Source organism: Comamonas denitrificans, assembly GCF_042654745.1.
Taxonomy (GTDB): Bacteria; Pseudomonadota; Gammaproteobacteria; order Burkholderiales; family Burkholderiaceae_C; genus Comamonas; species Comamonas denitrificans.
In genome coordinates this window covers 13,073-37,132 of sequence record NZ_JBHSEY010000002.1, presented here as the reverse complement: position 1 = coordinate 37,132, position 24,060 = coordinate 13,073, and the positions used below count along the sequence as shown (strand labels likewise).

At 56.1% G+C, this 24,060-nt stretch carries 21 protein-coding genes; 8 read left to right on the top strand and 13 right to left on the bottom strand.

The annotated features are described in order from the left end of the window. Positions 1–106: 106 nt before the first annotated feature. The 9 genes from ACFO24_RS01090 to nosZ form a co-directional block, all read right to left on the bottom strand. The gene (locus ACFO24_RS01090; RefSeq protein WP_377736413.1) at positions 107–1,039 is read right to left on the bottom strand and encodes a diguanylate cyclase domain-containing protein; all 933 of its coding nucleotides are present in this window, start codon (positions 1,037–1,039) and stop codon (positions 107–109) included. Continuing rightward, positions 928–1,578, bottom strand: coding sequence for a PAS domain-containing protein (locus ACFO24_RS01085; protein WP_377736347.1), 651 nt, complete (start codon positions 1,576–1,578; stop codon positions 928–930). The genes ACFO24_RS01090 and ACFO24_RS01085 overlap by 112 nt, the downstream gene beginning before the upstream one ends. Positions 1,579–1,716: 138 nt before the next feature. Further along, the gene (locus ACFO24_RS01080; RefSeq protein WP_377736345.1) at positions 1,717–2,355 is read right to left on the bottom strand and encodes a nitrous oxide reductase accessory protein NosL; all 639 of its coding nucleotides are present in this window, start codon (positions 2,353–2,355) and stop codon (positions 1,717–1,719) included. Between the two features lie 19 nt (positions 2,356–2,374). Beyond that, positions 2,375–2,917, bottom strand: a complete 543-nt coding sequence (locus ACFO24_RS01075; RefSeq protein ID WP_377736343.1) for a nitrous oxide reductase accessory protein NosL — start codon at positions 2,915–2,917, stop codon at positions 2,375–2,377. Beyond that, positions 2,914–3,729 (bottom strand): ABC transporter permease, encoded by an 816-nt coding sequence (locus ACFO24_RS01070; RefSeq protein WP_377736340.1) that lies wholly within the window; start codon positions 3,727–3,729, stop codon positions 2,914–2,916. Before ACFO24_RS01070 ends, ACFO24_RS01075 begins: the two co-directional genes overlap by 4 nt. A 32-nt stretch (positions 3,730–3,761) precedes the next feature. After that, positions 3,762–4,691 carry an ABC transporter ATP-binding protein gene (locus ACFO24_RS01065; RefSeq protein WP_377736337.1) on the bottom strand — a complete coding sequence of 310 codons (930 nt, stop codon included), beginning with the start codon at positions 4,689–4,691 and terminating at the stop codon, positions 3,762–3,764. Then, positions 4,666–5,889 carry a nitrous oxide reductase family maturation protein NosD gene (locus ACFO24_RS01060; RefSeq protein WP_207575082.1) on the bottom strand — a complete coding sequence of 408 codons (1,224 nt, stop codon included), beginning with the start codon at positions 5,887–5,889 and terminating at the stop codon, positions 4,666–4,668. Before ACFO24_RS01060 ends, ACFO24_RS01065 begins: the two co-directional genes overlap by 26 nt. Before the next feature lie 107 nt (positions 5,890–5,996). Continuing rightward, entirely contained in the window at positions 5,997–8,633 is a 2,637-nt protein-coding gene (locus ACFO24_RS01055; protein WP_377736335.1) for a 4Fe-4S binding protein, read from the bottom strand. 96 nt (positions 8,634–8,729) lie between these two features. Continuing rightward, on the bottom strand, positions 8,730–10,652 hold the full coding sequence (gene nosZ / locus ACFO24_RS01050) for a TAT-dependent nitrous-oxide reductase (RefSeq protein WP_377736333.1): 1,923 nt from the start codon (positions 10,650–10,652) through the stop codon (positions 8,730–8,732). A gap of 245 nt (positions 10,653–10,897) precedes the next feature. On the opposite strand from nosZ, the gene ACFO24_RS01045 reads away from it, so the two are divergent. Both ACFO24_RS01045 and ACFO24_RS01040 read left to right on the top strand, forming a co-directional pair. Next, positions 10,898–11,377, top strand: coding sequence for a c-type cytochrome (locus tag ACFO24_RS01045; protein ID WP_377736331.1), 480 nt, complete (start codon positions 10,898–10,900; stop codon positions 11,375–11,377). Positions 11,378–11,435: 58 nt separating this feature from the next. Further along, positions 11,436–12,503, top strand: coding sequence for an FAD:protein FMN transferase (locus ACFO24_RS01040; RefSeq protein ID WP_377736329.1), 1,068 nt, complete (start codon positions 11,436–11,438; stop codon positions 12,501–12,503). Positions 12,504–12,599: 96 nt separating this feature from the next. Here the strand turns inward: ACFO24_RS01040 and ACFO24_RS01035 are convergent, their stop codons facing one another. From ACFO24_RS01035 to ACFO24_RS01025, 3 genes are all read right to left on the bottom strand, one after another. Beyond that, complete coding sequence (locus ACFO24_RS01035; protein ID WP_377736326.1) at positions 12,600–13,841, bottom strand: PLP-dependent transferase; 1,242 nt, start codon at positions 13,839–13,841, stop codon at positions 12,600–12,602. A gap of 85 nt (positions 13,842–13,926) precedes the next feature. Next, positions 13,927–15,282 (bottom strand): alanine/glycine:cation symporter family protein, encoded by a 1,356-nt coding sequence (locus ACFO24_RS01030; protein WP_207575038.1) that lies wholly within the window; start codon positions 15,280–15,282, stop codon positions 13,927–13,929. Positions 15,283–15,444: 162 nt separating this feature from the next. Beyond that, complete coding sequence (locus ACFO24_RS01025; RefSeq protein WP_377736323.1) at positions 15,445–17,688, bottom strand: NADP-dependent isocitrate dehydrogenase; 2,244 nt, start codon at positions 17,686–17,688, stop codon at positions 15,445–15,447. A gap of 305 nt (positions 17,689–17,993) precedes the next feature. Here ACFO24_RS01025 and msrB point away from each other — a divergent pair, with 305 nt between their 5' ends. From msrB to ACFO24_RS01000, 5 genes are all read left to right on the top strand, one after another. Next, entirely contained in the window at positions 17,994–18,449 is a 456-nt protein-coding gene (gene msrB, locus ACFO24_RS01020) for a peptide-methionine (R)-S-oxide reductase MsrB (protein ID WP_207575040.1), read from the top strand. A 132-nt stretch (positions 18,450–18,581) separates the two neighbouring features. Continuing rightward, positions 18,582–19,127, top strand: a complete 546-nt coding sequence (locus tag ACFO24_RS01015) for a septation protein A (RefSeq protein WP_377736317.1) — start codon at positions 18,582–18,584, stop codon at positions 19,125–19,127. Beyond that, entirely contained in the window at positions 19,124–19,429 is a 306-nt protein-coding gene (locus ACFO24_RS01010) for a BolA family protein (protein ID WP_377736315.1), read from the top strand. Before ACFO24_RS01015 ends, ACFO24_RS01010 begins: the two co-directional genes overlap by 4 nt. A gap of 66 nt (positions 19,430–19,495) precedes the next feature. Continuing rightward, a complete protein-coding gene (locus ACFO24_RS01005; RefSeq protein WP_377736313.1) occupies positions 19,496–20,287 on the top strand; it encodes a peptidylprolyl isomerase in 792 nt (263 codons plus the stop codon). A gap of 109 nt (positions 20,288–20,396) precedes the next feature. Next, positions 20,397–21,221, top strand: coding sequence for a type IV pili methyl-accepting chemotaxis transducer N-terminal domain-containing protein (locus tag ACFO24_RS01000; RefSeq protein WP_377736311.1), 825 nt, complete (start codon positions 20,397–20,399; stop codon positions 21,219–21,221). 61 nt (positions 21,222–21,282) lie between these two features. Here ACFO24_RS01000 and ACFO24_RS00995 read toward each other — a convergent pair whose 3' ends face one another. Beyond that, positions 21,283–22,179 (bottom strand): LysR family transcriptional regulator, encoded by an 897-nt coding sequence (locus ACFO24_RS00995; RefSeq protein ID WP_207575045.1) that lies wholly within the window; start codon positions 22,177–22,179, stop codon positions 21,283–21,285. A 179-nt stretch (positions 22,180–22,358) separates the two neighbouring features. On the opposite strand from ACFO24_RS00995, the gene ACFO24_RS00990 reads away from it, so the two are divergent. Beyond that, positions 22,359–23,915: a Fic family protein gene (locus ACFO24_RS00990; protein WP_377736308.1), complete on the top strand. Its 1,557-nt coding sequence runs from the start codon at positions 22,359–22,361 to the stop codon at positions 23,913–23,915. Positions 23,916–24,060 lie beyond the last annotated feature (145 nt).

Genomic DNA, 24,060 nt, shown 5'->3' with positions numbered 1-24,060 from the left:
CGGGCGTGGCTTCGGGCGGTCTGCGTCGTTGCAAATCCTCGCAATAGCCAAGCTATTGCTGTGGTTTGCGCCTCGCAACCCATCCCCAACCGCATCCCCCACACCTTCATTCGAGATCATGAACACGTTCTAAGGCACGGCGCAACGCGTTTTCCAGCTCCAGGGCCCGCATCGACTGGGCCTGCATCTGCGAAGTGAAAAAACGGTAGGTATTGCGCCCTTGGCGCTTGGCACCATACATGGCCATATCGGCCGACTGCACCAGGGCATCAAAATCGCGCCCATCCTGCGGGTACAAAGCCACACCAACCGAGCAGCCCAAGGTCAGCTCGTGCGGCCCCACTTGAAAGGGCGCATTAAAGGCCTGGGCCACTTTGCCCGCCACCCGCTGGGCCCCGGCCGCATTCGCACGGGGTAGCAGCAGCACAAATTCGTCGCCGCCCAAGCGGGCCACGGTGTCGTATTCGCGCACGGTTTGACTCAATCGTTTGGCGATGTGGGTCAGCAGGCTGTCCCCAACTTTGTGCCCCAGGGAGTCGTTGATGTGCTTGAAGTGGTCCAAGTCCAAAAACAGCACCGCCAGCGGTGTGTTGCTGCACTGCGCTTGTGCAATCGCCTGCTGACTGCGCTCGGCCAACAAAGAGCGATTGGGCAGGCCGGTAAGCGGGTCGTAATGGGCCAGCCAATAAATGTGCTCCCGGTCGTATTTGCGCTCTTGGATTTCTTTGTCCAAATTCTTGGTCGTATTGACCAACGCATGGGTGCGTTCAGAGACCACCCGCTTCAGTTCGGCATGGGCTTGGCGCAGGGCTTCCTGGGTCTGGCGGCGCTCGGTAATGTCCATAAAAATCCATACCGTGCTGCCATCGTCCAAGGCCTTGCTGCGGGTCTCGCAAATCAGCTCGGCCCCATCTTGGCGGCGCAAGTTCAGCTCAGCGGCAAACACTTTGCCCGTCGCCAGCGTGGGGGCGTAATCGGCCAGTTGCACAGCCCAGTCGCTGTCGCTGGCAAACCAGTCTCGTGCCGCCTGGCCGCACAACTGCCCTGGGGCGTACCCCAGCATTTGCTCAGCATTTGCTCAGCATGCCGATTGCACTGCACCACCTTGTGCTCGCGCACATAGGCCACCCCCACCATGGCGTGATCGAGCAAGATTTGGGTTTGCAATTGAATAGCATCAAGCTGTGAACGCATAAGTATTTGCGCATCCACATCGTCCAAAGTCCATATAGCGCCTTCGGAAGGGGCTTCTGAATTAATGAGCCGCCCGGTCAAACTGGCCCAAAACAAACTGCCATCTTTGCGCCGCATTTGCCGAACGCTGCGGAAGGTGCGCCCTTGCGCCATTTCGGCAAAAGCATCGCGCCCCAGCGCCCGAAACGCATCGCGCGACGGATGCAATAAGTAGCTGGCCTGCCCCAGCAAGGATGCGCTGTCAGGAAAGCCAAAAATTTCAGCAAATTGCTGGTTGCAGCGCTGTATGGCCCGTTTTTGAATAAACGCTACACCGATGTCCGTACTTTGTAACAAAGTCTGTTGCTCGCGCAGCGCACGAGCCAAGGCAACGGCCACCTCCATCTCGCACGCAAGAGAGCCCTTTGCCACTAATTGATCATCCGTCATGGGTCGGTGCTACTTTAGAATTGTTTACAACCGTAAAATAATGTCACAAAACCAATAACCAACTGTTTGACCCCCATCAAAGACAGAATCTAATCAAGGTTTTTTATCAATTTCTGCATGCTGGTGGCTGCCTGCCGGGGCTAACGAGGCGACGATTTGCGCATCCACCTGCGCATACGCCAACACCTGCCCCCCACGGCGCTGGGCAAAAGCCTGGGCAGCACCAGCATCAGAAAACGCCGGCAAATTGCCCGAGCGCATGGGCCCCAAGGCGTTCGAGCCGTGCACATAAAAGGCCGATTCTGCAGCAATCCACGCTGGCGGGGTTGGTTGGGCACTGTCCGTAACGTAAGCGGCCACAACCTCTTGCACCCCCCGCCCCGGCATGAAGCGCTCCATGTTCTGCACAAACAGGAAAAAAGACACCGGGGAATCAAAAAAATGGGCATCGCCATTGTTAAAAATCACCTGCGCTGCCCACTCTTTGGAACGTGCCGGAAACATGCCACACACCGGGCAACGGGCATCGACAGGGATCGGGCGGGCAGCGCTCAAGGCCAGCCCCGATGCAGGATCGTAAGCAGAAGGGGGCGCATCCAGGCACACCTCGGCCTCGGGCAGTTCTACAGGCGCAGCGGCAAACCGCTTCCACCCGACAACACCCGTGCCAACAGTGATCCCGGCCAGCAGCATCCCGCCTAAAGCCTTGCGCCGTGCGCAACAGTACGCCATAGCACCGCCCTCGCTGACTTTACATGCGCGTGTCGTGCAAAGCACCGCCGGTCAAATCGACCATGTCCAGCTTGATGCCGTCGTAGGGATAAACAGTGCCACCATATTCGCCAGCAAATTTTTCCGCATCCGCTTTCTGCGCAAAACTGGCAATGGTGGTACCCATAGAGCCATGGCGCTTGCTGCCCACGACGTAAACGGCTGTTTTGGCATCAATCCAATGGCCCTCGGGGTGCTCCCAATCGGCTTTGCCCATGTCCTGCACATACACCATGCGCACTGCACGCACCTGCTCCCCAGCCAACAAGGTGTTAAAGAGTTCAACCGTATCGCAGAAAAAAGATGGTTTTTCTTGTCCGGCGTAATGGATTTGCGCTTTCGGGCCCGCATAGTCAATGAGCAGCATGCCATCAAGTTCGCAGGAGGTTGCACGGTCAATCTCCACCGGGGCCAAGGCCTGCGCTTGCACCGCTTCGTCACTGCAGCCCGTCAAAACCCCACCCCCTAAAGCCAAGACCAAAGCCAACGATGCGGAACGCGCAATATTTAAAGAAAAACTCATGGTTTAAACCTCCAATTTGCCACAGCCAGGGGCAAAACAATCCACGCCAACATAACGCCACCCATTTTGAGCGGGTTGCCCAAAGAAGCCGGCATCACACTGGCCAATCCATACAAAGTACGAACATCTTCCAAAGAGAAAACATTCAAAATACGAAACACATCCGCTGGATTTAACAACAACATCCAGGCAAACGAATCACCAGCAAACTTGCCGCCTGTGGTAACCAAAATTCCTAACAAAATCAAATCAAACACCAGTACAAAGAAAAACCAGGTCGCAATCGCCATGCCAGAAGCACGGGTACGGTCACCGGCAATGACAGAAATCAACACCGCAATACTGAGAAACGCCAAACCCAGTAAAACGGAACTAAAAATAAATCCAAAATAATGGAACAAGGCATTGGCATCCATATGCTGCCAAAGCAACACGGCCACCACCCCAAAACCAATCAAGGTTGATAAGGTTAAAGCCAGGGCCAAACCCAAATACTTGCCCAACATCAGCTCAAACCGGGTAATTGGCAAGGCCAGCAACAAACCCAAAGAGCCCCGCTCACGCTCGCCCACAATCGCATCAAATCCCAAGAGCAAGGCAATCAAAGGAATCAAATAAATGACCAAGCTGACCAGGCTGGCAATCGTCACCTCAATCGAGCGAAAACCAACCATGCCTTGCTGGGCACTGCCAAAATAAGCAATGACCACAGAAAACGCGGCAAACACCAAAGCCACGGCCAGCACCCAGCGATTGCGAATACGGTCCCAAAATTCTTTGGAAGCAACAGTAAGAACAGGTTTAAATTCCATGAATACAACTTAATCTTTAAATACTGAGGTTTTTACCCCGAGAATCCAAAAAACATATCTTCCAAAGAAGGCTCCAGCAAACGGATATCTTGCAAAGCCAATGGTGCCAGCACCGCCAAAACCGCCATTTTTTGCTCCCGGGAGCACTCAAAACGCACGCCCTGGGGCAGCATCACCGGCTCGGCCTGCACCAGGGTGCGCACAGCTTCAATCACTTGGCTTTGCCGCTCAGCAGCAACATCCACCTCCACCACCAAAGGCAAACCGGTATCTTCCCGCAATTGCTGAACACTGCCTTGGGCTTGTAATTTTCCAGCGGCTAAAATCGCCAAACTATCTACCCGCTCTTGCAATTCCGAAAGAATATGTGAGGTAATAACAATCGTCACGCCGGTTTGCTGTAACTCGCGCAAGGTGAAATAAAAATCACGAATTGCTTGCGGATCCAGACCATTGGTTGGCTCATCCAAAAACAGCACTTCCGGCTTGCCAAGCAACGCCTGGGCAAAACCCAGCCGCTGGCGCATGCCTTTGGAATACTCGCGAACGGCCCGCTTGCCGGCATGCGATAAGCCCACCTTGTCCAGAAGCGATGGACACTCCTGCAAAGAGGCTCCTTTGAGGCGGGCAAAAAAATTCAGGGTTTCCAAACCGCTTAAGTTATCGTAGAGAACAACATTCTCTGGTAAATAACCCAATTTTCGACGCGCGGCACGAAAGTTAGGCCCGGCCACATCGGCACCCGCCACCGTAATATGCCCGGATGTGGGACGCTCCAGCCCCAGCATCATTTTGAATAAAGTGCTTTTACCAGCGCCGTTATGACCAATCAAACCAAAAACCTGGCCTTGCGGTATTTTTAAATCAACACCATCAACAGCATGCACGGCGCCATAATGTTTGCGCACATCGCGCAAAACAATGGCTGATTGTTTTTCATTGGCCGGGGAAGTGTTTGCCACGCCATTTACTCCATTCTTCGTATTGAGGGCGCATGCGCGGGAGGGGATCCACCACCGAAGGCACACGCAAAATTGGGAATTGCTGACTGACTAAGCGCAGCGCCTGCACCGCTGGGCTGGCCATCAAAAGCTTGACACTAGGGTGCCGCCACGTCAGGCGATCGACCATATCGTTGGCTTCGTAAGGAACATCGCCAATTTCATTGCCATCGCGATCCCAGCCAATGTAATTACTCCAATGATTGCCACTACGTTCACCCCAAATTTGATCACGCGAACCGACAAAGCGCACTTGCTCACGGTTAGAGATGAAGTCATTGCCTTCAATTTCATTGCGTGCCGAACCGGCCAAATGAACGCCTACAAAATTATCAACAACAATATTATTTGTTATTTTTGTGTACTCAACATCATAAATAAAAAAACCACGGTTATTACCTGCAACCACATTGCCTTCAATCACAGAATCTTGCAAGGTACGCAACATAATTCCATGATCAGAATTACCCCACGCACGGTTATTTCTCACCTCTTGGTTGCGCACTTCCATCAGCGCCAAACCACCTCGATTATAGTAAGTGTCATTATCCTCCCAAACATTATAATAGGAGTTCATATAGTGGGTACCATAACGGCTATTGTGCAGCTTATTCCCTTTAAAAATAGCATGGTGCGAAACATCCACATACAGCGCATCGCGCACATAACTAATTCTATTATTCAGAATTTTCGCGCCTTTGGTGTTGTACAGTTGTACCCCATTGCCTCGCAAAGGTGAATTGTATTCGCGCTTACCAGTAATATTATTATTTTCAATAAGAACATCATTTGCTTTTTCTATCCACAAACCAAAAAGGTTATAAGACAGATAGCAATTGCGCACAATTGCGCGGTGCGAACCAGGATAAAGGTAAATACCGGAATTTTGATTTTTCAAGCTATCGCCAGAGTCGCTAACAATCAAACCTTCAAGCACCACATCCGGTGCGGTCACCCGGATGGTGTCACCTGTATTACCACCGCTGATCGTCGGCCGATCAATACCGCGCAAGGTCAGCGGCTTATCAATCAGCAGATTGACCAGGTACTTGCCGCGCGCCACCTCCACGACATCGCCAGGGGCGGCGGCGGCCACCGCTGCCGCCAAATCATCCCCTGGGTGCACCGAAATGGTGGCCGCTTGACCCACACTGCACATGGTCAGCGCAAGCCCAAGCGGGGCTATTTTTTTAGAGTAAAAAGCCTTTAATCCAGCGTCAATGAAGCGTGAAAAGCTATAAAAATTGAAAATAGGTATCACATTCTTCACGGCGTAAACAGCCCCAATGCTTGCAGCACCAGAAACAGGGCAGCACCAATCATTAAATTCTTAAAGGCAACGTAGCTCATCATGTCAAACCAACCCGCAACACGGTAATGGTCGTGCCACCACAGGCCATCTTTGACGTAGCGACGACCAGACATCCTGATCAGCACTTCGTACACGCTCCAGCCAAACCACCAGCCAATAATGGCCCCCGAAGAGAGGTGCCCCATGGCCGTCATCACCCACGCCACAGTGGCGGCCACGGCCAAGGCAATGCCCGCCATCTGCAAAGCACGCTTGCTGCGCCAGCCTTCGCTGCTCCAAGGCCACAGGTGATCGCGTACCTCGAGCAGCACCCACTTGAATAGCCCAACGTCACGCTTATGCGCTGGCAGAGTGGGGTCGGTAGGCATGCGCGGATCCACACCGTTTTTGGCTTTGGGCGAAATCTGATCTTCAAACTTGGCCGGATGGATAGGAATAAAGTAACCATTCTTACCAATGGGCGTGATTTCCAAACCATCGCGCTCGCGGCGTTTGCGCTCTTTGGCCAAGGGTGGGCAGCCTTTGGTATCGGTGTACAAAATCATGCAATCGAGGCAGTGCAAGCACTCGCGATGGTCAATACGGCCATCCACATCGATCGCCTGAGCACCGCAGCCAACAGCACAAGCTTTGCAGCTATTACAGTCTTGTTTGCGCTTTAAGCCAAACCAGCGGAAGGTGCTGGGAATGGCCAGCGAAGCACCCAAGGGGCAAATGTATTTGCAATAAGGGCGTTCAATAAAGATAGAGACACCCAAAATAACCGCCACGAACAAACCGTAGGGCCACGAACGGTTCATTACCCCAACAAGGAAAGTTGTTTTAAACGGTTCGACTTCAGAGAGCTTCTCAGCCCACCCCATCGAGAACAACGAAACCGTGAGCAGAAAGAAAAAGACGATGTACTTGCCCCACTTCAAACGGTCATGCCATTTTTGGGGCAGCTGAGTTTGAAAGCGTTTAAAACCAATCGCTTTGGCGATTTTATAAATCGATTCTTGCAAAGAACCAAACGGACACATCCACCCGCAGAACAAGCCACGGCCAAATAAGAACACCGTTACGATAATAAAGAGCCAGAATAAGAAAATAAACGGATCCGACAAGAACAATGACCACGTCCACTGAAATAATAACGCGTGAAACCATGTCAATACCTGGGTGATCGACGGCTGCGCCATCAGCACAAAACCGATCCAACCCATGCTGATGGCCCAGAAAATATATTTAAATCCGTTCACCGGCCATTTATTTTTATGGGTTGATAAGCGCGTTAGTTTTTCACGGAAGGCATACACAATCGTCACTGCCACCAAGATAAAAGCGAACAGGGCAATTTTTACCGCTTGCGTTTTCCAGACACGCACCCAGGGGGCATCAGGCTCTTGAACTTTTGGACGGCCACCCTCCAGCATTTTTTCAGGAAGCCAGTATTTGGATTCAAAAACTGCAAAGCTGCGATGCCCAGTGGCACGATCTATCCGATTGCCTAAAAAAGCCAAGCGCCAGGGGTAAGCAGCAGAGAAAGCATGGGAACGAATGATAAAAATACCCGCTTCGTTATAGCGCGGTGCATTTTCAGCATCTAAACCGTAGAGGTTTAAATAATCCAAATCACGGAAGGTAAAGGCATCCGCACCTTGTTTGACTTGCACGCGGTCAAAAATACCACCACGCACAAATCCGGAACCTTTAAAAGACTCTTGACCTGCGGTTTTAATAATAAAGAATGCATTCTCTCCCTCTTTGAGGTCAGATTGCAAACGTTCAAAATTATTTTTACCGATCAGGCTGATACCGATATCCGGATGGTTCAAATCACCAAACCATAACTCGATAAATGGCTCCGTGCTGCGCGGCAAGCCCACTTGCTCAGGCTTTACCAAAAGGCGCTGAACGGCACCCAGTTTTACCAAATCATCCCAAGTATATTTTTTTTCTGTAGTAATAAATTTAGCCGGATCACGAACAGTTGGCTCAATAATTCCAGTTTGCCGTCCCACAGCCTGACCCGAAAGCTGAATCACTTGGTTTTGTGCAATCACGGTGACGGTCGCACCTGAAATGGCATCAACACCCAAGATATTCTCATCAGGGCGTGAAGGACCAACCTCAATATTGTCACTTGCTGATTTACCCAGGTACTGGTTATTGAAATTAATCAGGGCAGATTCAGGAATACCCAATAGCAAAATAGGCTCAGAATGCTTGAGCACTTTGACACCCACATATTTACCTTGGGTATCCATACCAATGAGTGTTACCACTGGCTTGCCAGAGTAAGCCGGAGTATCAGTAATATCCGTGGACAGCATGACATAGCCCAGTAATTTTTTCTGGGCAGAATCGTTGTCATATGCCTCAACATAAGGAGGCTGTCCTTTGCGCTTTGAGAAATGCGTTGCACCAGGAAAAACATCGGTGCACGGCAACAGCGAGCACATATCGGGTGTGGTCGCTAAATTAGCCGGCAGCTCTGCCTCATACGCAGTGGACGAGGCAGCCAAGGCATGGGGAGAAGTCCCTGCCGCTACCACAGCCAAAAACAAAAAAAATAACCAGGCAGTAAACCGATGACGCAGAGAAAACATCTGACTATCCAATAGATAACAGGCACCACGGGGTGCCTGTGAAAAAACCGCTCATTTCCCCCACCAACACCGAGCGGGGGAAATCACGAGAGCCGCTTAAGCCTCAACAATCATCCGTGTACGCATTTCAAGGTGCAAAGCGTGGCAGAAGGTTGAGCAATATGCCCAGAACACACCGGGTTTATCTGCCACAAAGGTTACCGATTTAGTTTCCAGCGGGTTAATAACAAACTGAATGTTGTACTTTGGAATAGCAAAACCGTGGGTCAAGTCTTCAATTTTGTCCAAGTTGGTCAAAATCAAAGTCACTTCATCACCTTTTTTCAAGGTAAATTCTCGCATCGAGAATGCAGGTGCTTGCGAGGTGATTTTTACGGTTACTTTTTTGCCATCACGGAAAACACCCGATTCTTTCGGATCTTTAATGGCCAGCGGGGATTCATCCAAGTCATAGACTTGCTTGGTTTTGATAATATCGCGCTTAAAGATGATAAAGTCATGCGGCTCACCACGCACGGGGTGATCGGCCAACAAGACCATTTTGTCGCCGGAAATATCAACAATCTGCTCGTTCTCAGGGTGGAAAGGCCCCACCGGCAGGAAGCGGTCTTTAGAGAATTTGCACCCCACGGCCAAGTATTTGCCGTCAGCGGCCCTGGTTTCAGATTGTGTGGCGTTGGTGTGGCCGGGCTGGTAATGCACGTCCAAGCGGTCAATGATGTATTCAGCCGTTTTATCGCCATTGTGATAAGCGATGGCTTTTTCCACGTTCCACTTGACCATCTGGCTGTCCAAGAACAGCGTCGTGTAGGCGTTGCCACGGCCGTCAAAGGCGGTGTGCAGTGGGCCCAAGCCGACTTCCACTTCAGCAACGATCGAATCGTCAATGTTTTGCAGCTTGCCATCGAACCAGTCCAGCACTTTGCTCAACTCGATGGTGGTGGTGGTGGGCGAGAGCTTGCCTGCGCAAATGAAGTACTTGCCATCGGGCGAGGCGTTTACACCATGGGGGTTTTTCGGTACGGACACGTAGCCAGTCAGGGCGGTCAGCGGATCCTTGTTCGCTGCCTGGGTGCCGTCCACCACCGGCACTTTGGACGTGCCATAGGTGGTGAACTTGCCGGCCTTCACGGCTTCTTCAATGCGGGCGATGTTGAAGAACAGGCAAGCATCGCGCTCTGCCGACATCATGTCTTCGTAGTGCACGCCCATTTCCACGTTGTACTGGTTGGTTGCAGCCAACTTGCCGTCGTAGGAGGTGGCGGTCAAGTCGCAGTTGCCGTCGATCAATACTTGCCAGCGCACTTCCATGGTTTCGGCATCCACACACGTGAACAGCGAACGGTATTTTTCCGGGGTGTTGGCATCGGTGCCATCGTTGGGCAGGGGCACGGAGAACTCGGCACCGCAAAAAACTCGGGTGGTGTAGTTGATGGCGGGATCGACCGGATCGGCCTTGTCGGGGAAAATTCCGTGGAAACCCTGGACGTTAGGCAGCGTCGTGATCTTGTCGCAAACAAAATAATCCAAGCGAATACGGGCAATGCGGCTGTTGAGCTTGTCGTTCACCCATGCGTAACGACCATCGTAGTTGCCGTCCTTGTACGAAGCGTGCAAGTGGTGCGTGTCGGCCACGTTGTACAGAGGGCCGCCTTGGGCATTACGCCCCATTACATCCAGGGATTCATTGGTAATCCCCCAGCCAACCAACGCATCGGGGCGGAAGCAAGGAATGCGTAGCAGCTCGCGCCCAGATGGCATGCCAAGTACACGCACATCACCGTTGTGACCGCCGCTCCACAAGCCGTAGTAGCTATCAAGTTCACCAGGTTTGAGGTGAATCCCCGACGCTGCAGAGGATGTCGCTGCGGAGGCAGCTGGCGCGGCCGCAGGGGCAGCGGCAGGCGCGGCTTTTTCGGTACACCCTACAACACCTGCCAGCCCAGCCAGCGCAGCAGTGTTAAGGAACTTACGACGGGCCGGTACGGCCTCTGTTTCGGGACGGTTCGATTGACTCATGGTGTTTTATATCTATGTAGTTAAGCCTCTAGGGCCAAATATCCCTAGGGAAATGACCTTAGGGCAAGTACTAGTGTCCATGGCCCCGGATTTTGCACATTGATGCATATCAAATGTATATTCTTCAAAGTCGTTCAAACTACGACGCATCCAACGGGGCCTGCGTACTGCCAGTGTCGGCCAAGTGCCGATTGCAAAGCGCACTCCGTTTTTGTTGTTATCTCAATATTTAAAGAAAGTCGAATATGAAAAAACTTCCTCTTGCCGTGGCTATCTCGGCTGCATTGCTGCTGGCTGCCTGCGGTAAAGAAGCCCCTAAAGCCGAAGCACCTGCTGCGGCTCCGGCTGCTGCCCCTGCTGCTGAGGCCCCTAAAGTTGAAGCACCGGCCGCTGAAGCGCCTAAGGCGGCAGAGGCTGCGCCTGCTGCTGCACCCGCTGCGGCTGAAGCACCCAAAGCGGAAGCAACCGCCAGCATCGATGGCAAAAGCGTTTACAACAAAACCTGCTCCATGTGCCACGCCGCTGGCGTAGCAGGTGCTCCCAAACCGGGCGATAAAGAAAACTGGGCTCCGCGCATCGCCCAAGGCACCGAGACCATGTACAAGCACTCTATTGAAGGCTACACAGGCAACAGCGGCATGATGCCCGCCCGTGGTGGCAACCCCAAGCTGACCGACGATGAAATGAAGGCGGCCGTTGATTTCATGGTTGCTCAATCGAAGTAATCAGGCCATCCAGCCATCCAGTCATCAACGAATGGCTGCTTAAGAAAGGAAACGCACCATGGCAGACTCCGGCATCCCTGCAGGACAGATTTCTCGGCGGCGCTTTGCGCTGGCCGTCCCCATGCTGGGCAGCCTGGGGTTGCTGGCCACCCCTTCGGTATGGGCCAACGCTGCCCATGCCCATGCCGCCGCCCCTTTGCAACGCGCCAGCCGCGTGCTGATGGGCACCCAGGTGGATATGGTGGTTTATGGTGCGTCCTCCTCGGCCCCAGCGCTGCAAGCGGCCATGGAGCGGGCATTTGCCCACATGCAAACGCTTGAAGCCATGATGAGCCGCTTTCGCAGCGACAGCGTGCTGCAGCAAATCAATGCACAAGCAGGCAAGGCGGCCGTTACCGTTCCGCCAGAAATGATGGCGGTGCTGGAACAGGCCCGCAGCGTTTGGCACGCCAGCAACGGCGCGTTTGACCCCACGGTGGGTGCTTTGGCTGCCTGGCGCTTTGAGCCTGGGGTGCAGGCCATGCCCAGCACGGCCCAAATTTCTCAAGCGCTGCAGCACATCGGAGCCGATAAACTGCAGCTCTCTGCCTCGAACAACACCGCCCGCCTCACCCAATCGGGCATGGCCCTGGATTTGGGCGGCATTGCCAAACTGCCCATCTTGGCGGCCGGCCTGGAAGCACTCCAAGCCCAGGGGGTTGAAAACGCCCTCATCAATGGCGGCGGCGATGTCGTCACCATGGGCCTGAACCAAGGCAAAGCCTGGCGCATCGGCATCCGCGACCCACGCCAACCAAGCCAACTATTGGGCGCTGTGGCCATTGAAGGCCAAGGCGTGGTGGCCTCCTCGGGCGATTACGAGCGCTGTTTTGAGCGCGATGGCCAGCGCTACCACCACGTACTCAACCCCCGCACCGGCTGGCCGACCACCCAGGTGCATGGTGTTGCCTTGGTCGCCCGCGATGTTGCGGCGGTCAATGGCTGGGGCACCGCACTGATGGTGCAAGGCCCAGCAGCGGCCCCCGCCTGGAGCCAGCGGCACCCCGAAGTGGCCCTTTTGCTTGCTGACCGCGACGGCCAAGTGTGGCAAAACGCCAGCATGGCGCAGCAGTTGCAAACGGCATAAATCACCTGCGCCCCTGGTAAAAAAGCCCATCTGCAAAAGCCCATCTGCATTACAGATGGGCTTTTTTGCTGGAGGCGCTGTGCTGGCCTTAACGAATCAGTGCACGCCTTGCCCGCGCCACGCGTGCCCAAAGGCCTGGCCGTAGGCTTGGGCCACATCCCGCTCTAAGTCTGCAGCCTCTTCAAGGCCAATGCACAGCCGGACCAGGCAGCCAGGCAGCACGGCCCCCCGGCCTAAATCGCGCATTTCATCCAGGGCATACGGCATCACCAAACTGATATGGCCGCCCCAGCTGTAGCCCAGTTTGAACAGCTGCAGGCGATTGCAAAAATCATCCACCTGGCTTTGCGGCGCATCGAACACCACACTAAAAATACCGGCCGCCGCGCCTGCAGGATTTTCTGGCGTGGCACACAGCTGCTGCCAATGGGCATGGCCAGGGCTGCTGGCAAACGCTGGGTGCAGCAGCTGCTTGACCGCATTTTGGCGCTGCAGGGCCGCAGCCAATTGGCGGGCTGTTTTGTCTTGCGCGTGGTAGCGCAAAGCGGTGCTGGGCAAGGAGCGCAGCACCAGCTCCACATCGTTCATGCCCACGCCCAGCCCCAGGCGCATATGCGCCAGCTTTAAGCGCATGTGCAAAGCGTTATCGCGGGTGATGATGCTGCCCATGAGCACATCGCCCCCGCCACTGGGGTATTTGGTCAGGGCATGGGCCGAAATATCGACCTGCACACTGCCGCCGTCGCGCAGCAAATCAAAGGGCAAAAATGCCAAACCAGCGCCCCAGGTGTTGTCCAGCGCTGACAGGGCCCCGTGCTGGCGCACCAGCTGCACCTGGGCGAGCAAATCCGGAAATTCCATGGTGACCGAACCGGGCGCTTCCAGCCACACCAGCTTGGTGGCGGGGCTCAGTTTGCTGCGCAAATCCTCTACATCCATGGGATTGAAGAAGGCATAGCGAATGCCATAACGGGCCAACTCATGCTGGGCAAAATCCTTGTTCGGGCCGTAAGCGTTGTCAGGAATCAACACCTCATCGCCCTGGCTGAGCAGCGCCAGCGAAACGGTGCTGATGGCCGCCAAACCGCTGGGCACCAGCAAGCATTGCTGCCCGCCTTCGAGCGCGCATAAACGCTCTTCCAAGGTGAAGGACGTGGGCGTGCCGTGCAGGCCATAGGTGTAGCCACTTTTGTCCAGCCAGCGGCGGCTGCGCATGGTGGCCACATCCGGAAAGAACACGGTCGAAGCCTTGTGCACCGGCTGCTGCGGTGCAGAAAACTCGGTCGGCGCGGCATAGGGATGGTGGATAAGGTGGGTGCTTAAATGCGGATTAGTCATAAAACAATAGCACTTTGCGCTTTGATATCAATGTTTTTATAAAAAATATCTTTAAAAGTAAAGATATATCAGCGCAAACAGCTCCTTAATTGTTGGTTTGTTGGTCAGAGAAATACTCTCGCGTCAGCTGCACGATCACCGGCGAGAGCAGCAGCAACGAGAGCAAGTTGGGGATGGCCATCAAGGCGTTCAGAGTATCGGCCACCAACCAGGCAAAATCCAGCGTGACCACCGCACCACAAAACACCGCCAGCACCCACGCCAGGCGAAACGGTTTTTCTGCCCTGGTGCCCACCAAGTAATCCCAGCATTTTTCGCCGTAATAGGCCCAGCCCAAAATGGTGGTAAAGGCAAACACCGCCAGTGACAGGGCCAGCACATACTTGCCCACGCCGGGCATGGCGGCCTCAAACCCCTGGGTACTGAGCAACGCGCCGCTGGCACCGCTGTTCCACACCCCACTGACCACAATGGCCAACCCAGTCATGGTGCAGACAATGATGGTGTCGATAAAGGTGCCCATCATGCCCACCAGACCGGAAAACACCGGGCTGGTGCTTTGTCCGGCCGCCTGGGCAATGCCGGCCGTGCCCAGCCCCGCCTCGTTAGAGAAAATACCCCGCGCCACCCCCATGCGCATGGCCATCAGCATGGTGGAACCGGCAAAGCCGCCCACCGCCGCCGTGGGGGCAAAGGCTTGGGTGATGATCAGCTCGAACGCGGCCGGAATGCGGTCAAAAAACACCCCCAGCACCCACAGCACGCACACGATGTAGAGCACGCACATGGCTGGTACCAGCTTTTCTGCGACCGCGCCAATACGGGTAATGCCGCCCAGAATGACCGCCGCCGTCAGCGCCGCCAGCACCACCCCACTGACCCACAAGGGCAGCGCAAACGCCCCTTCCATGGCCGTGGCAATGCCATTGGATTGCACCATGGCACCAATCCCAAAACCGGCCAGCCCCCCAAACACGGCAAACGCCGTGCCCAGCCAGCGCCAATGCGGGCCCAGGCCATTTTTAATGGCATACATCGGGCCGCCCACCCAGCGCCCCTGGGCGTTTTGCTCGCGAAAGCGCACGGCCAGCACCACCTCAGCGTACTTGGTGGCCATGCCCACCAGGGCCGTCATCCACATCCAAAACAAAGCGCCCGGGCCGCCCACAGCAATCGCCGTGGCCACGCCGGCAATATTGCCCGTGCCCACGGTGGCCGACAGCGCCGTCATCAGCGCCGCATAGGGCGAAATATCGCCCGCTTGGCCCTCCTTCACCCGGCGGCTTTGCCAAATCATGCGAAAGCCGTAGCCAATTTTGCGCAATGGCAGCAGTCCCAGCCGCAGCTGTAAATACAAGCCTGTGCCCAAAATCAGCACCACCATGGGGATGCCCCATACCAAGGCATTGACTGCGTTGAGCCACTGGGTTAGTTGCGCCATAGCACCTATTTTTTTTACCGATTAACAACAAAAAAAGTCACGGGCCGCACGGTCCATGACTTGGGGGAGTTTTTTTAACCGCGCGAGCTTACCACCGGAAAAACACGCTCGTTCCATAAAAAAACGCCGCAGAACGCGGCGTTTTTTAGAGCCTAAAAAGGCTTAAGCCAAGGCGGCAACAGCGTCAATAGCTGCATTAAAAGTAGCGCTTGGGCGCATCACCGCATCCAGCTTGGCCAAGTCGGGCTGGTAGTAGCCACCGATGTCGGCCGGCTTGCCCTGCACCGCTGCCAGCTCGGCCACGATGGCCGCTTCGTTGTCGGTCAGCTGCTTGGCAATCGGGGCAAACTTGGCCGCCAGGGCAGCATCTTCGGTTTGCGCAGCCAAGGCCTGGGCCCAGTACATCGCCAGGTAGAACTGGCTGCCCCGGTTGTCGATCTGGCCGACGCGGCGGGCGGGGGACTTGTTCTCATCAAGCAACTTGCCCGTGGCTTGGTCCAGCGTCTTGGCCAGCAGCTTGGCCTGGGCATTGTTGTTTTTGATGCCCAGGTCTTCCAGCGAAACCGCCAGGGCCAAAAATTCGCCCAACGAATCCCAACGCAGGTAGTTTTCTTCCACCAGCTGCTGCACGTGCTTGGGGGCCGAGCCGCCCGCGCCGGTTTCGTACATGCCGCCACCGGCCATCAGGGGCACGATGGAGAGCATCTTGGCGCTGGTGCCCAGCTCCAGAATGGGGAACAGGTCGGTCAGGTAGTCGCGCAGGATGTTGCCGGTCACCGAGATGGTGTCCAGCCCACGGGCCACGCGCTCCAGCGTGAAGCGCATGGCACGCACCTGGCTCATGATCTGGATGTTCAGGCCGGTAGTGTCGTGGTCCTTCAGGTACTTCTCGACCTTCTTGATCAGCTCGTTCTCGTGCGGACGGTAGGGGTCCAGCCAGAAGATAGCGGGCATGCCCGAGTTGCGGGCACGGGTCACGGCCAGCTTCACCCAGTCGCGAATGGGCGCATCTTTGACCTGGCACATGCGCCAGATGTCGCCCTGCTCAACGTTTTGCGTCAGCAGCACTTCGCCGGTGGCAATGTCCACGATGTTGGCCACACCGTCTTCCTGGATTTCAAAGGTCTTGTCGTGGCTGCCGTATTCCTCGGCCTTTTGTGCCATCAGGCCCACGTTGGGCACGGTGCCCATGGTGCGCGGGTCAAAGTTGCCGTGCCACTTGCAGAAGTTGATCATCTCCTGGTAGATGCGGGCAAAGGTGGACTCGGGCATCACGGCCTTGCAGTCGTACGGCTTGCCGTCCGAGCCCCACATCTTGCCGCCGTTGCGGATCATGGCGGGCATGGAGGCATCCACGATGATGTCGTTGGGCGAGTGGAAGTTGGTAATGCCCTTGGCCGAATCGACCATGGCCAGCTCGGGGCGGTGCTCGTGGCAAGCGTGCAGGTCTTGGATGATTTCTTCGCGCAGCGAAGTGGGCAGGGTCTGGATTTTTTCGTACAGCGTGGCCATGCCATTGTTCACGTTGATGCCCAGCTCTTCGAACAGCTTGCCGTGCTTGGCAAACGCATCCTTGTAGTAAATCTTCACGCAGTGGCCAAACACGATGGGGTGCGAGACTTTCATCATCGTCGCCTTGACGTGCAGGGAGAACAAAATGCCTGCCTCTTTGCAGTCTTCCAACTCGCGCTCGTAGAACTCGCACAGGGCTTTTTTGCTCATGAACATGGAGTCGATGATCTCGCCTTCGAGCAGCTTGACTTTCTCTTTGAGCACCACAGTCTGGCCGGATTTGGTCTCCAGCACCATCTTCACATCACGCGCTTTGTCCAGCGTCATGGATTTTTCGCCGTGGTAGAAGTCGCCCTCGTGCATGTGCGAGCAGTGGGTTTGCGACCACTGCTTCCATTCACCCATCGAGTGCGGATGCTTTTTGGCGTAGTTCTTCACCGCTGCCGGGGCGCGGCGGTCGGAGTTGCCCTCGCGCAGCACGGGGTTCACGGCCGAGCCCAGGCACTTGGCGTAGCGGGCCTTGATGTCTTTTTCTTCGTCGGTGGTGGGGTTTTCCGGGTAGTCAGGAATCGCGTAGCCCTTGCCCTGCAGCTCTTTGATGGCCGCAATAAGCTGGCCCACCGAGGCGCTGATGTTGGGCAGCTTGATGATGTTGGCCGAAGGCTCCAGGGTTTTTTGCCCCAGCTCGGCCAGGGTGTTGGGCACCCGCTGGCTCTCGGGCAGGCGATCGCTGAACTCACCCAGGATGCGGGTGGCGACAGAGATATCGCTGGTTTCCACTTTGACACCGGCTGTGGCAGCAAACGCTTGCACCACAGGCAAGAAGGCACCCGTGGCCAAGCGAGGGGCTTCATCCGTCAGGGTGTAGATGATGGTCGGTTGTTGTGTCGTCATTGCGTGCTTTTGGCTTGAATTAGGTTGCTCGGAATCAGGGCGCAGGCCGTGCCCGCTGCCCTTCTTGGCAGTGTCTTGCATTTTGAATACAGCGTCTAGCTTGTGACCAGGCTGTATTTCACATTACTGCAAGCTTCTTCCACCATACAAAATTCTAACCGCTAACGGCGATTTTTCCTAACTCTTATAGAAGACTTGGGCAAAATCTTCTATAAGACTGCAACAAGACTGCCACAGGTCAAAACGCGCCCCCGTGCCCACGTGGACGTAGGAACTTTCTCTTGTCCAACCGCTCAACATCTGCCATGCAATTTCCCATCCAAAAAACCGCTGAAGAATGGCAAGCCCACTTGGCCGCGCAGCAGGCCGAGCCGGCCGCCTACGCCGTCACCCGCCAAGCCGCCACCGAGCGCCCGTTTACCGGCCGCTTCAACCAGCACTGGCAGGCTGGCCAGTACCACTGCATTTGCTGTGGGGCGGCCTTGTTCACCTCCGAGACAAAATTCGATGCCGGTTGCGGCTGGCCCAGCTTTACCCAGGCCCTGCCCCAAGCCATTGCCGAGCGTGCCGACCGCAGCCACGGCATGGTGCGGGTGGAAACCCTGTGCAGCCAATGCGGTGCACACCTGGGCCACGTCTTCCCCGATGGCCCAGCCCCCACGGGCCTGCGCTACTGCATGAACTCTGCCGCCCTGGCATTTACCGACAGCGCCAGCGACGGTGCCAGTGACAGCGCCACCTCCCCAAACACCTCGGCCTAACCCCCTCCCCCCACCTTCCCCTCTGCGCCACACCTGCAGCCACGCGCCCCCGCATCTGGGGGGAGCGGGCACTGTCCAGCCTAGGGCTGATCTGTGGCATGCTTGGCCCCTTCCTGCACAGCCCCTTGCGCTATGAAGTTACTGATTGATTTTTTCCCGATTGCCCTGTTTTTTGCGGTATTCAAACTCTGGGGCATCTACCCCGCCACAGCGGTGGCCATCGTCGCCACCATCGTCCAAATTGCCTACCTGCGCTTTAAATTGGGCAAGGTCGAACCCATGCAATGGGTCAGCCTGGGGGTGATCGTGCTGTTTGGGGGTGCCACGCTGCTGGCCCAGGATGAAAACTTTATTAAATGGAAACCCACGGTGCTGTATTGGCTGATGGGCGCAGCGCTTTTGGTGGGCCAGTTGGTGCTGCGCAAAAACTTTATCAAAAGCCTGATGGGAGGCCAGGTGCAACTGCCCGACCACGCCTGGAACACCTTGAACTGGGCCTGGAGCGGCTTTTTTGCGGCCATGGGCGGCTTGAATCTGTGGATTGCCTACCACTTTGATACCGACACCTGGGTGAACTTTAAAATGTTCGGCGGCCTGGGGTTGATGCTCTTGTTTATCTTGGTCCAAGCCGTGTACATGAGCCGCTTTATGCAAGAAAAACCCCAGGATTCCCAATGAACACCCCCCAAAACTCCCCAACTACCCCAACCACACAAAACCCCATCGCCGTCACTGCTGCGGCCATTGAAGCGGCCTTGCGTGCGCAGCTCAACCCCAGCCGGCTTGAAGTGATCGATGAAAGCCACCTGCACGAGGGCCACGCTGGTGCCAATGGCACCGGCTTTGGCACCCACTTTCGCGTGCGCATTGAATGCGCGGCGTTTGCCAACCTGAACAAAGTGGCCCGCCACCGCATGGTTTACACCTGCTTGCAAGCATTTTTCGATTCTGGCTTGCACGCCTTGGCGATTGAGGCTTAATCCACCCCCATCATCTGCCCCTGCATTTCTTCTTTCACCTCTTTTTTCTTTCCCACTGAAGCTTTTATGCAAAAACACATGCTTTCCAAAATCGCCGTCGCCACTCTCTTTGGTGTAGCTGCTTGCGCAGTATCTGCGCAGAATATTGCTGTTGTGAACGGAAAACCCGTACCAGTTCAGCGCATGGAGCTCCTAAAACAGCAAATTGAAGAGCGCAGTGGCCGCGAACTGCCCGCCGAGATGGAGGCGCAACTCAAAGAAGAAGTAATCGCCCGCGAAATCTTCATGCAAGAAGCCGCCCGCCGTGGCCTGGATCGCACCCCCGAATACAAGCAAAACCTGGAAATGGCCCGCCAAACGCTGCTGATTCGCGAGCTGTTTGTCAATTTTGAGAAAACCAACCCCGTCACCGACGCAGAAATCAAAGCCGAATACGACAAAGTGGCCGCCAGCAACAGCGGCAAGGAATACCGCACCAGCCACATCCTGGTCGAAACCGAAGAGCAAGCCAAAGCCCTGATTGCCGACATCAAAGCCGGCAAGAAAAAATTTGCCGATGCCGCCAAACAAGCCTCCAAAGACCCCGGCTCAGGAGCCCAAGGCGGCGATCTGGGCTGGTCCACCCCCGACAGCTACGTGCCCGAGTTCGCCCAGGCCATGACCCAGCTGGCCAAAGGTGCCATGACCGACACCCCGGTCAAAAGCCAATTTGGCTGGCACATCATCCGCATCGAAGACGTGCGCGACGGCCAACTGCCCCCGCTGGAAGAAGTCAAAGCCCAAATCAAGCAAGAGCTGGAACAGCAAAAAATGGGCAAATTCCAAGACGAACTGCGCGCCAAAGCCAAAGTGGAATAACGCCACCCCTTCTGCGCCAGATCAACAAGGTGTCTCTTTGTAAAAAGGGACCTTTTTTGCTATGGGCAGCCCACTAGAATCGCTCTTTTTTGGATTTTTCACCTGCTGCATGACCACGCTCGCCCTCCTCAACCGCCGCCAAGCCTCCAGCCTGCTGCTGGGCAGCCTCTGCCTGACCAGCCCACTGGCCAGCCCAGCCGCCACCACGCCCACCATCACCGACGCGCACGCGGCCATCAACATCGCGGGCAAAGAGCGGGGCCTGTCCCAGCGCATGGCCAAAGCGTTTTTGCAAATCGGCATGCAGGTCGATACCCAGCGCTCAACCACCGTTTTGAACACCACCATCGGCACCTTTGACCGCCAGCTGACGGCCCTGCAGGCCTTTGCCCCCACCCCCACCATTAAAAACACCTACCAAGAGCTGGCGCAAAACTGGAACGCCTACAAAACCGCGCTCAACACCGAAAACCCCAAACCCGAAAACGGCAAAGAAGTGCTGGCCCTGTCAGAAATGATGCTGCGCCTAACCAGCCAAGGCGTTACCCAGCTTGAAGCGCACCTGGGCACCGCCTCAGGCCGCCTGGTCAATCTCTCGGGCCGCCAGCGCATGCTCTCGCAGTACATCGCCAAGCTCTACCAAGCCCAAGCCTGGGGCATTGCCGACAGCGCTACCGGCCAAGCCATCACGGCCGCCCGGCAAGAATTTGCCCAGGCCCACCACGCCCTGAGCGCAGAAACAACCAACACCAACGCCATTCGCAGCGCCCTCAGCCTGGTAGAGTCGCAATGGGTATTTTTTGATAAAGCGCTGGACAAACCCGCCCAAGCCGGCAGCAAAGAAAGCCTGGACATCGCCACCACATCCGAACGCATTTACGAACAGCTGGACCTGATCGCCGGGCTGTACGCCCAAGTGGGTGCGAAGAAGTAAAGGCGTAAAGAAGTAAAGGCGTAAAAGCGCAAAGAGGCAAAGGCGCAAAAAGGCAAAGGGCTTACGGCAACAAACGCCCTTGCTGCTCGCGCACCACATCTTTTAAAAACCGCCACACCGCCTGAATGCGCGGCACGGCCTTGGCCTCCTGCGGCATGCTCATCCAAAACGTGCGCGTAAAGCGGGCCTGCTCGGGCAACACGCGCTGCAGCGTTGGGTCGCGGTCTGCCATAAACGCGGGCAGCACCGCCAGCCCCACACCACAGCGCACCGCCTCGTACTGCGCCACGATGCTGGTGCTGCGAAACACAAAGCGCTCGGGCTTGAACACCTGGTCCAGCAACTGCAGCTCTTTAGAGAACAACAAATCGTCCACGTAATGCACAAAGCCATGGTGGCGCAAATCCTCGCTGCTGCGCACCAACGGCAAACGGGCCAAATACTGGCGCTCGCCATACAAATACAGGTGGTAATCGGCCAACTTGGTCACGATGACCGAGCCGCGCTTGGGGCGCTCCAGCGAAATCACAATGTCCGCCTCGCGCCGGCTTAAATGCAGCAAACGCGGCAGCGCCAGCAAATCCACCGAAAGCTGCGGATAGCGCAGCGTCAGCCGCGCCAACTGGTTGGCCAGCAGCACCGTGCCCAGCCCCTCGGTTGCGCCCACGCGCACCAAGCCGGCCGGGTGGTCATCATCCACCCCCTCGGGCAAGGCCGCCTGCTCCACCCCGCGCACCGCTTTTTCCATGGTCTGCACCGCAGGCAGCAACTGCTGCCCCGCCTGGGTCAGCTTGAACGCCCCGGCATGGCGCACAAACAGCGCCTGGCCCATGACCTTTTCTAAAGCCCGCAAACGCCGCGCCACCGTGGTGTGCTCCACCTGCAAGAGCCGCGCCGCCCCAGCCAAAGAACCCGCCTGCACCAAGGCAGCAAAAAAACGTAAGTGATCCCAATCCATGGCCAGAGTGTAGCGGTGCTTGAGAGCAGATTATTTATCTATAAAAACAGGCCAAAAGGCTTACCACACAAGCGCAAGCCGCTACTTTTATAGGAGTAAACCTCAAGAAACTATATCGTTTTGGTGTAAAACCACCGTTTTTTTATCAAAATAATAGAACTTTTAGCAAAATAATCTTTATGGCAAACCAACTCTTAGGCTTTCAACACTTGGCACAGCAGCACGGTATTGAACTGGTGCAACCCCTGTTCAGCCTGAGCCAGTTGGGCGCGGTGCGCCAGCGTGCTCTCACGCCACAAGGCGAAACACTCACTTGGCCCCCCCAATACGCGCCACCCAAGCACTTTGCTGGCCATTTCGAGTTTGGACTGAAGTACGAGCGGCTGAATCTGGAGTTTTGCTCGCGCCTGTTTGCCCACCTGGGCCCCGCCGAAATCACGGCGTGGGTGCAACACGAACCCACGGGCCGCTATGCACGGCGCACCGCCTTCTTGTACGAATGGCTGACGGGCCAAACGCTCTCGGTGCCCGACACCGCCGCCAACGTGGCCTATGTGGATGCCATTGATAGCAGCAGCTACCTCAGCGCCCCCAAGCCCGAGCGGGTGCGCCGCTGGCGCATCAACAACAACTTGCCGGGCACGCCAGCGTTTTGCCCCATGGTGTACCTGGGGCCAGATGCGCAAAGAGACTGGCTCTTTGACATCGCCGCCAGTGTGCAAGCGCTGGATGCGGCTTACGGCCCAGAACTCTTGCTGCGCAGCGCCGCCTGGCTCACGTTCAAAGAATCTCGGGCCAGCTTTGCCATTGAGCACGAAGCCAATAAAACCGACCGGGTGCAGCGCTTTGCAGCCGCCATCCGCCAATTCAGCGGGCGCATGCCAGAGCCTCTGGCCACCCCGGCCCTGCTCACACTGCAAAAAGCCGTGCTCGGCGACAAAGCCCTGCGGCTGGGCATCCGCCAGTCGCCGGTGTTTGTGGGGGAAAACAGCTTCCGGGCACAGGTGGCGCATTACATCGCCCCCGATTGCGCCATGGTGCCCGGCATGCTGGCGGCACTGCAGGCGTATGAGCTCAAAACCCGTGGTGCCCTCCCCTTGGCCAGAGCGGCCGCGCTGTCGTTTGCCTTTGTCTATCTGCACCCCCTGGCCGACGGCAATGGGCGGGTACACCGCTTCCTCATCCACCACCTGCTGGCTGCCGATGGCGCCGTCCCCGCCAACTTGGTGGTTCCGGTGTCGGCCACCATTGCCGGCAGCGCCAAAGGGCGGGCCGACTACGACAGCGCACTGGAGCTGTTTTCTCGTCCCTTCATGCGCCGGTATGCAGATGCCTACCGCTTTGGCCCACGCCGCACCTGCCCCGATGGGGTGGAGAGCAATTTTCAATTCTTGCAAATCGAAGATGCCCAACACGCCTGGCGCTACCCAGACTTAACGGGCCAAACGCATTACCTCAGCGCAGTACTGCGCCACACCGTGGAGCACGAAATGACCGCAGAAGCGCAACTGCTGCGCCAGTACGACAGCGCCCTGCAAGCCTTGAAAACCGTCATAGAAATGCCCGACGCCGATGCCGACCGCATCATCCGCTCACTCAAGCAAGAAAACTGGGCCATCAGCAACAAGCTGCGCAAGGCATACCCCCAGCTCTTCCAAGAAGACGGGCCATGGTTTGACCTGCACGCGCCCATCATCCAGGCCGTGCGGGCGGCATTTGAACCGGAAAAAGATTAAGGAATTTTTATCCCCAGCAGTACCCAGCCCTCAGGGAGAATATTGGGAGGGGGTTGGATGCTGCAGTGGGGAATATTATTTTTTGGCTGCGAAACCTAACGAGAAAATAAGCCGAACATAATATTCAGATCGGTTTGATCTGCAG